Annotated in this window: 6 protein-coding genes and 1 pseudogene; 3 read left to right on the forward strand and 4 right to left on the reverse strand. The window is 66.2% G+C overall.

The window, feature by feature from the left end; genetic code table 11:
• The 3 genes and pseudogenes from U9980_RS14360 to U9980_RS14370 form a co-directional block, all read right to left on the reverse strand.
• Positions 1-288: pseudogene (locus tag U9980_RS14360) on the reverse strand (hypothetical protein); the annotation flags it as partial.
• Positions 289-460: 172 nt separating this feature from the next.
• On the reverse strand, positions 461-1,147 hold the full coding sequence (locus U9980_RS14365; RefSeq protein WP_322768375.1) for a hypothetical protein: 687 nt from the start codon (positions 1,145-1,147) through the stop codon (positions 461-463).
• A gap of 397 nt (positions 1,148-1,544) precedes the next feature.
• On the reverse strand, positions 1,545-3,164 hold the full coding sequence (locus U9980_RS14370) for a hydantoinase B/oxoprolinase family protein (RefSeq protein ID WP_322768376.1): 1,620 nt from the start codon (positions 3,162-3,164) through the stop codon (positions 1,545-1,547).
• Positions 3,165-3,388: 224 nt separating this feature from the next.
• Here U9980_RS14370 and ppk2 point away from each other — a divergent pair, with 224 nt between their 5' ends.
• The 3 genes from ppk2 to hisS all read left to right on the forward strand — a co-directional run bounded on the left by ppk2 (position 3,389) and on the right by hisS (position 6,678).
• A complete protein-coding gene (ppk2, locus tag U9980_RS14375) occupies positions 3,389-4,237 on the forward strand; it encodes a polyphosphate kinase 2 (protein WP_322768377.1) in 849 nt (282 codons plus the stop codon).
• Between the two features lie 67 nt (positions 4,238-4,304).
• Complete coding sequence (locus tag U9980_RS14380; RefSeq protein WP_322768378.1) at positions 4,305-4,955, forward strand: nucleoside monophosphate kinase; 651 nt, start codon at positions 4,305-4,307, stop codon at positions 4,953-4,955.
• 403 nt (positions 4,956-5,358) lie between these two features.
• A complete protein-coding gene (gene hisS / locus U9980_RS14385) occupies positions 5,359-6,678 on the forward strand; it encodes a histidine--tRNA ligase (protein ID WP_322768379.1) in 1,320 nt (439 codons plus the stop codon).
• A 153-nt stretch (positions 6,679-6,831) separates the two neighbouring features.
• Here the strand turns inward: hisS and U9980_RS14390 are convergent, their stop codons facing one another.
• Positions 6,832-9,204, reverse strand: coding sequence for a hypothetical protein (locus tag U9980_RS14390; protein ID WP_322768380.1), 2,373 nt, complete (start codon positions 9,202-9,204; stop codon positions 6,832-6,834).
• Between the last annotated feature and the right edge of the window lie 113 nt (positions 9,205-9,317).

Genomic DNA, 9,317 nt, shown 5'->3' on the forward strand with positions numbered 1-9,317 from the left:
GGACGTCTGCGGGATGTGGGTGACCAGGGCGCTGTCGGCATAGGCCGCGTCGAGGACGTCGCCGGACGGTGGGTGGTCCTGAGAGACCGTGAGGTAGCGCGGTGTGGGCCCCACACCGTCATAGAAGCCGGTCAGGCAGCGGTCCCGCCGGACGGTGGCAAACGCGCGCGCGACATCCGGCCGGGTGACGGCTCCGAGCATCCGCAGCCGCTCAGCAAAGGCGTCGAGCCGGGCCGATATCGATGGACCGTCGTTTGCCGCATCCGCCGGGCCGCCCACGGCGGACACTGCCTGATCCGTTTCGTCCACCTTCCCAGCGTCGGCCAGCGTGGCATCGTTTGCCAGCCATTCGACCGATTCATGATCGCAGTTGTTGATATATTGGCCATCTCCGCAATACAGACCACAAATATATCAATGGAGCATCCAGTTTCGGACAACAAAGAATCAGACCGTTCACCTACCGGACACGCCGCAGATCGGCCAGTTCGCGGCGCAGGTTGGCACGGGCTGCCGGCTCCCAGTGGTGAAATGCCCAGGGCGTCGCATATACCCGGCAGTCGAGCAACGCACGCAGGACGGCCGCCCGGCCGGCGACCCACTGCTCCGGGGAGGCCCAGCCGTATTCCCGCCGTACTCTGCGGACGTAGACGTCGTACGCAGGCGCCGGACGGGCGAGCACCCGCAGGTCCGCATCGTTGATCATGGCTTCGTCGGGTTCGGCGGACACATGCGTCCCCGTTGCCCGCACCAACCGGTCGACGTCCCGGATCACCGACCGCGGACATCCCAGCTCGGTCAGCGTGGCAACGGCCAGCTCTCCGGAGCGGGCCTCGTTGTCGCCCGCACATGTGTCATAGACCGCGTCATGGAAGAAGATCGCAAGCCTGCCGCCGGCAACCGCCGACAGCGCGCCGGCGCGCCCGGTCGGCTGATCCCAGGCCCGATCAGCCGCGACGAGCACCTGCAACGCCGTCAGCGTCTCGCCGACGTGACGGAATGTATGGTAATAACGACCAGACTCACAGTAACGACGAGCCAGATCCGCAAAGGCGGCCGCCCGCCCGGCCTCGTCCGCCCGCGCGCCCACAGCCAGCAGCGCGCCGTCAAATGATCGCGCCAGCGGCGACAGCACGACGGTGCCCACATACCCCTCCGATGACCATTACTCCTGGGCGGCTCCGCGCACCGCACCTGCGAGCGCATACCCAGACCCGATCATCGGCGCATTTCCGCTCCGAGGCGACGGAAGCGCCCCCGACAGCCAACACATGGCCACCGGAGAGACCGCGCAGCGACACTGCAGCGACACTGCCGTGACATCGATCGCAAAAGTGATCACATCCACATCGCGGACCACAGCGTTGTTTTGATCGAACACACGTGCGATCATTAAACGGTGGCAGCGATCATCACCATCGATGGCGAGGACTACCCCCTGCCCGACGACACCGATGTCGAAGAGCTACGCCGTCGCATCGCTCAAGCGGTGTTCAGGTGCGAGGTCGAGCAGCTGCACCTCGCTGACGGCCACGTCATGCTGGTCAACTGGCGGTCGGTCCGGACCATCCGGATCCGCCGGGTGGACGCGACGGCTCCGGGCTCCCCCACCCACCACCGCCGGGGGTACGGATCATGACGACCGCGCCGGCGGCCAGCTCAAGACTTGTCTTGGGTGCCAGCGCAACACCGTCCACCTCGTTACGACCCACCGCGCCCGGACCACCGCCGGCGGCGCCCTGTGGTGCATGCCGACGGCGATCGGTGAGCACCGACAGGGTCGCCGGTTCCAGCACCCGGATCGACCGCACCAGCCCGGCGCCACCGCGATGGCGCCCCGGCCCGGATGTGCCCGGGTCCAGCTCGTAGCGTTCAACTCGCATCGGGTATTCCAGCTCCAGCGCCTCGATCGGGGTGTTCAGGGTGTTGGTCATACCGACATGCACACCGGACGGCCCCGGTCCGCGAGAGGAGGCGCCCTGGCCACCGCCCAACGTCTCGTAGTACGTCCACCCACGCCCACCGATGATCAGATTGTTCATCGTGCCCTGCCCCTGCGCGGGCAGACCGGCCGGCCCCGACTGGGCCGTCTGCGACCGGGCGGCGAGGGCCGGGGCCAGGGCCGCGAGCACCGTGTCCGCGATCCGCTGGGATGTCTCGACGTTGCCGGCGACCACCGCTGACGGCCGGCGCGCGTCCACCAGCGACCCTGGCTCGGTGCGCACCGTGAGCGGAGCGTAGGTGCCGTCGTTGGCCGGAACGTCGTCGGGCAGCAGCACCCGCAACGCGAAACAACAGGCCGACCGGGTGACCGCCCGCGGGCAGTTCACGTTGCCCGGTACCGCCGGCGAGGTTCCCGCGAAGTCGACGGTCAGCCCGTCCCCCTCGATCGTCGCGGTCACCCGGATCGGGATGTCGTCGTCGCCCACGCCGTCGCCCTCGACCTCGCCGACAGCGGTGTACCGGCCGTCCGGCAGACTCGCGATCATTGCCCGGCTCCGCCGTTCGCCGTAGGCCAGCACCTCGGTGAACGCCTCCAGTACGACGGCCAGACCGCGACGGTCGACGAGTTCGGCCAGCCGGGTGCCGGCGAGCCGGTTGGCGGCGGCCTGCGCACGCAGGTCGCCACGCCGCAGCTCGGGGGTCCGGGAGTTCGCACAGATCAACTCAAGGATGTCGTCCTGCCACTCACCGTCGGCGACAAGCCGCACGGGTGGGATGATGAGCCCCTCCGCATAGATCTCCTGCGAGTCGGCCGGCATCGACCCGGGCCGCATCCCACCCACGTCCGAATGGTGCGCGCGGGTCGCGGCATAGGCGATGATCTGGCCATCGGCGATCTGGCCATCGGCCGCCAGCGGCGAGACGAGGGTGATGTCGGGCAGATGGTTCCCCCCGGCAAACGGGTCGTTGAGCACCCACACGTCGCCGGGCACGGCACCGCGTTCGGCCACGGCACGCACCGACTCGTACATCGCGCCGAGGTGCACGGGGACGTGGGCGGCCTGGGCGACCATCCGCCCGGCCGCGTCGAACAGGGCGGCGGAGCAGTCCCGGCGTTCCTTGATGTTGGACGAGTAGGCGCTGCGCACGAGCAGTGTCCCGGTCTCCTCGGCGACACCGGCAAGGGCGCTGGCCAGTACCGACAGCGTCACCGGATCCATCCCGTCCTCCGTTCGAAAGCAGGCGGATGTCCGGTGTCGCCGGCTCCCACAGCCAAGGCTGGCATACGCCGTAGAATACGCTTCGGGTAATTACAGGAGTACCAGTGATCATCACCCCGGAATTACTTCCGGGGTGATGACCAACCCGCCGGTGTGGGCTGGTCGGTGTGGGCTGGTCGGTGTGGCCGCGGGCAACAGCCGGGCCAGATAGAACGGAGAGGGCCATGGCGGATCTGAACAACAGCACCGATCCGGCCACGAAGGCTGCGCTGTCGGCACATGTGACTCCCCGGCGCTGTTCGAGGGAATTCTACGACAAGGAACTCGTTCGCCTGCAGACCGAACTCGTGCGGATGCAGGAGTGGATCGTTCATCGGGGCCTACGGGTCGTGGTGGTCATGGAAGGCCGGGACACCGCGGGCAAGGGCGGGACGATCAAACGCGTCACTGAGAAACTCAACGCTCGGCACTGCCGGGTCGTCGCTCTCGGCACGCCAACCGAACGCGAACGGACGCAGTGGTATTTTCAACGATATATCCAACATCTGCCGGCGGCGGGTGAAATAGTGTTTTTCGACCGGAGCTGGTACAATCGGGCGGGCATCGAACGGGTCATGGGATTCTGCACCGACGAGGAGTACGAGGATTTCCTGCGGACCTGCCCCCAGCTCGAACGGGCGCTGGTACGGTCGGGCATCATCCTCGTGAAGTACTGGCTGTCACTGAGCGACAAGGAACAGGAAAGACGCTTCGGTGATCGGATCAAGAACCCGGACAAGCGGTGGAAACTGTCAAACATGGACCTTGAAGCCCGTGCCCGCTGGGTCGACTACGCCGAGGCAAAGGATCAGATGTTCGCCTATACGGACCTCAGGGACGTGCCCTGGTACGTCGTGGACGCCGATGACAAGCGAAGCGCCCGATTGAATCTCATCAGCCATCTGCTGACCATGATCTCATATGAGACCCTCCCGCAGACGGACATTCAGCTTCCGGCACGGCAGGAACGCGCTTACATGCGTCCGCCGATCGACACCCAGACCTGGGTGCCCCGCCGCTACGTCGTCGACTGATCCGGCGCCAGCCGAATGCCCACATTCGGCCTGCGCCCGTGGAACTTCTCCGTAGTCGGAGGTGGATGTGCGCAAGTTCGTCATCATGGGCGTGCAGGGCAGTGGGAAGGGCACGCAGGCGAAAATGCTCGCGGACGACCTCGACCTCGTCCACATCAGCGTGGGTGACATATTCCGCTGGAACATGCAGAGCCATACCAAGCTGGGCGCTCAGGTCAGACGCATCGTCGCCAGCGGCCACCTGGTTGGCGACGATCTCGTCGAGTCCGTCGTCCGCGACCGCCTCGCCAGCCACGACTGGAACTACGGCTTCGTCATCGACGGCTTCCCGCGCAACGCCCGGCAGGCCGAGTTCTTCCTGGAGAGCTACGACATCGACGGCGTGATCTACCTGGACCTCCCCGACGAGGAGGTCTACCGCAGGGTGCTCGCCAGACGGCTGTGTTCACGCTGCGGACTGGACTACAACCTCATCGCCAGTCGCCCCCAGGTCGCCGACACCTGTGACGTCTGCGGCGGTCAGCTGCTGACCCGATCGGATGACAACCCCGAGGCTCTCGAGGTCCGCCTCCGGGAATATCACGAGAAAACCCGACCGGTGATGGAGATCTTCCAGCGCAAGGAATACGTGGCGGTCGTCGACGCCCGACATAAGGCCGTCGACGTGCAGGCCGAGATCCGCGAACACTTTGATCTATCCAAGATCGCGTCATCGTAGGCGGCGGGCAGCCGGCGCCCGCGGTACGGACGCCGGCCGGCAATTCGTCAGAAAACCAGGTTTGCCAGGGACGACAGATTGCGGAAGAACAACTCCCAGAACGTGCTGCAGTCAAGCATCCCGATCAACGGAACCTCCCTATGGCGAGTAACACGTTCAATCACGTGCTGTATCTATTTCGAAACACAGAGTAGCCAAACGGTCTGCGATTGACAGTGACCGCGCTGGGCGTGTTGACGCTCGAACTCGGGGACTACGGCCTCCGGGCGCGCGATCTGACGATCGTCGCGCGCCCTTTGGCCCTCTGGCGACGTGGGGACGCTGTCGATCGTGATGGGCGGGATACGGTACGGCCTGCGTGCCGTACCGGAAGCCCGGCCCCGCGAGAGGAGAAACGTCCGCGATGAGCGACGAGCAGCTCGTCCGACCCGCGCAGGTCAGCGGGTTCCCCGAGTGGCTGCCGGAGGTCCGGCTGGTTGAGCTGCGCTGGCTCGACGAGATCCGCCAGGGGTTCGAACGCTACGGCTTCTGTTCGGTCGAGACCCCGTCCGTCGAGGCCCTCGAGGTTCTGCTGGCCAAGGGCGAGACGTCACAGGAGGTCTACACGCTGCGCCGGCTCCAGGCCGAGGCTGCCGACGACGGCGATGCCCGACTCGGCCTGCACTTCGACCTGACCGTGCCGTTCGCCCGGTACGTCGCCGCACACTTCAACGACCTGGTCTTCCCGCTCAAGCGCTACCAGATGCAACGGGTCTGGCGTGGCGAGCGTCCGCAGGAGGGCCGCTACCGCGAGTTCACCCAGTGCGACATCGACGTCATCAACGTCGACCACGTTCCGCTGCACTTCGACGCCGAGCTCCCCCGGATCATCCACGAGATCCTGACCGGCCTGAACATCCCCGCCTGGTCGATCAATATCAACAATCGGAAGGTGCTGCAGGGCTTCTACAGCGGCCTGGGCATCGACGACCCGCTCGGCGTCATCCGGATCGCGGACAAGATTGACAAAGTGGGTGCGGCCGGGGTCGAGAAGCTGCTCGCCACGCGGACCGCGCTGACACCCGCACAGATCAGATCCTGTCTGGATCTCGCCCACATCCGTGGCGTCGACGCGGGCGTGACCGCGGACATCCGTCGCCTCGGCGTCACCTCCGACCTGCTCACCGAGGGTCTGGACGAACTCTCGTTCGTCCTGGACGAACTGTCGGACCTGCCTGCCGGCAGCGTCGTGGCGGACCTGTCCATCGCCCGCGGCCTGGACTACTACACCGGCACCGTCTACGAGGGAAAGTTCCTCGACTGGCCCGACTACGGCAGCATCTGCTCGGGTGGCCGCTACGCAGATCTCGCCGGGTCGTTCATCCGCCGGCACCTGCCCGGCATCGGGATGTCGATCGGGCTCACCCGCATCTTCGCCAAACTTGTGGCCGAGGGCCGCCTGAGCACCGGCCCCAGCTGCCCCAGCGACATCCTCGTCGTCATCCCGAGTGATGCCCGCCGCGCGCAGGCGCAGGCCACCGCCGCGGCGCTGCGCAGCCGCGGCTACAACGTCGAGGTCTACCACCAGGCCGACAAGCTGGGGAAGCAGATCCGCTACGCCTCCCGCAAGGGGGTCCCGTTCGTCTGGTTCCCGCCGTTCGAGGACGGCAAGCCGCACGAGGTCAAGGACATGGCCGGCGGCGAGCAGGTCACCGCCGATCCGGCCACCTGGCGCCACCCCTGACCCGGCTAGGCGGCGCCAGATCCCTGTTCGATCGGCGCTGCTCACCAGCAAGATCGGCGTAAGTTTGTCGATGTGTACGCTTATTCGCCCGAAAAGCGTACATACCGACAAACTTACGCCGATCATCTACCGCGCAGGCGGTCACGCGCAGCATCACCTAGACACGGTGAACGCCCGGATCTCCGCCTTGAGCAGCTCGAGTTCGTCGACGAGCACGCTGTCCCAGATATCGGGCAGTCCGCGGCCGTTCACCGTGACACGCTTACTGAGGCCGTTACGCAGACCCTGCAGGCAGTCCTTCAGTTCCTTCGCCGAGGGCGGAGCCCCGGTTCCGCCCTTTTTATCCTTACCGTACGCCGCAGGGCTGAGATTACGGTAGGTCGCAAGTTTCTTAGCTTCCGGAATGGAATGATGCAACGTGTACCATCCGTTGTCGCCGCGCTTTCCCAAGGTCCCTTCACACAGGGCGGCGGCCCGTACCGCGCAGCCCCATGGATCGCTCCCCGCGAGTGTCTGAACGAGCCGCAACCGGGCGCGCAACAGAAGAAGCGGGGAATTCTCCTGATCGGATATGTCGATCGAAGCGAGCCATTCCGGATCGATGCCGGCACCCGCCCCGGCAGTCGGCTTCTTCCTTCCCCGGGCGCCATCCCGGGGGGCCGGGACGAGAGAAAGCCTTCTCACCCTGGCGGCAAGTGGCCGCAGCGACCGCGCCCACCCCTGGTCGAGTGCTGCCGCCGCCGCGCTGATGTCCAGGCAGTCGAGTGCGGACAGCGCGACCCCGGCCAGTTCGGCTTCCCCGGCGACGCGGTTGAGAATCGCCTCCCGGTCGAGCTCCACGATCGACTCATTCGAGCCCGCCGCGGCAGAACGAATTTCCACAAGCCGTGTCGGGCAGGCCGACGACAGACCCCACTCGATACCCGTGAGCAGGAGCCCGAGCCCCTGGGGCTTCGGACCGGGACCCGTGACCACCCAGACCTCCCCAACGGTGTCGAGCTCGCCGTCATCGGCGGCGAGGGCGTCCCACACGTCACACCGGATAGCCTCAAGATCACCGAAGTCGATCCCGCATGTCAGCAGGACCCGGCAGTCGACGTCCTGTGCCCGGGCCTTCTCCTCCCACAACCGACCGATCGGTTCGGTCTCCGCGGAAACGACGATCCGGATTATCGGGGTGATGTCATACCGGTCATCCTGACGTGCCTGCCAGATGAGACCGTCCAGACCGGACGTCCACGAATCCTCGCCCCTGTTCTTTCCCAAGGCGATGAGAATCAGAGCGCGCCGGTCACCGAGATAGAGCCATCTCGGGTAGCCGACTTCTTCGATCTCCTCGTCATGGCGGGGCAGATAACTCTGTGTCTCCAGAAAACGGTCGATGATCCGCGGGTTCTTCGGATCCGCCCGGTTTCCGTGCGCCAGATCCTTGGCTGCGTTCTCCGCCTCGGGAAGCCGCGGATGAAGCAGGAAGTCGAGCGCGGATGTTGACAGGCTCTTTGCCGCTCGCGCGGCCCGCAGGGTCTCGATGCCCCTACGCGGCAGTTTCTCGTTCGCCTGCCGGATCTCCCGGTCGGGAAAGCGACGCCTGATCAGATCGTCGAGCTTCGCGTCCAGCTCGGCATCGGGACGGCCCGCCCTGTCCTGACCGGCGAGGCCATGGGTACGGTTTTTCAGCCAGGCCCGGAAGAGAAAACCGTCGACCGCCTCGTACCGGCCGATCCGTTCGAGGAGCACGCGGGCCAAGTCCTCCTCGTCCATACCGGTGGCCGCCCCACCCTCCTCATCACGGTCGGCGGTCTCGATCACGAGGAGCTGACGGTCCAACCGACGCTGCCAGAATCGGGCGTTGTCCGAATCACGCGCGATCATGGGCGAATAGAACCGGTTCCGGACGAGCCAGCGCTGCGCGTTCTCCTTCTCGTCGGGAATTTCCTCGCGGAGCATGATCCGCCTACCGGTAGCGCCGGCCAGCAACACCAGCCCCGGCTCCACACCGGCTTCGAGCATACCGGCGACCAGCCCGATCACCGCGTTGGTCGCGCCGCTGCCGAACTGGATTTCCACCTTGGGTGCGGTCCTACCCGCATACATGCTCATCAGCCGGTCACGGATGGCCGCACGTACCTTGGAGCTGTGCGGGGCGCCGACCTCCAGCAGTTCCACGGCACCTTTTTCGAAATGGACGCCGTACAGGCCCTCACTTTCCAGCCGCTCTTTTATCGCCACGCCGAGCGGACGGGTGAAATCCTTGTCGGACTCCGTACCGGCCTGTGGCCTAGTGACGACGAGAATGACCCGGTCGTATCGGGGGGCACCGTCCGCGAACACCGCAGCCAGAGGCGCCGGGCGCTTCAGGTCGGCGCTTGCCGTCAGCAGGCGGGCAGCCTCGGCCGGGCCCGCGCTTTCCAACTCGGCGCATCGTGCCGCGAACGGTCGGCCGGAGCTCGTGCCGAGGTCGGCGGCGCCGACCATGTGGACAAGGAGTCGACGGGCATCCGTGGGTTGCTGGTCGGTGGTGGCCATGGCGTTACACCTTCCGTGGGCGGTGGTCGATCCTCCACGGGTCCTGACGGACGACCCGCGGACCCGGGCCGCATACGTCTGCTCCCCCCCGACGAGCAAGGATGACGCAGTGG

The organism is Protofrankia sp. Cr1 (assembly GCF_963555865.1).
Classification (GTDB): domain Bacteria; phylum Actinomycetota; class Actinomycetes; order Frankiales; family Frankiaceae; genus Protofrankia.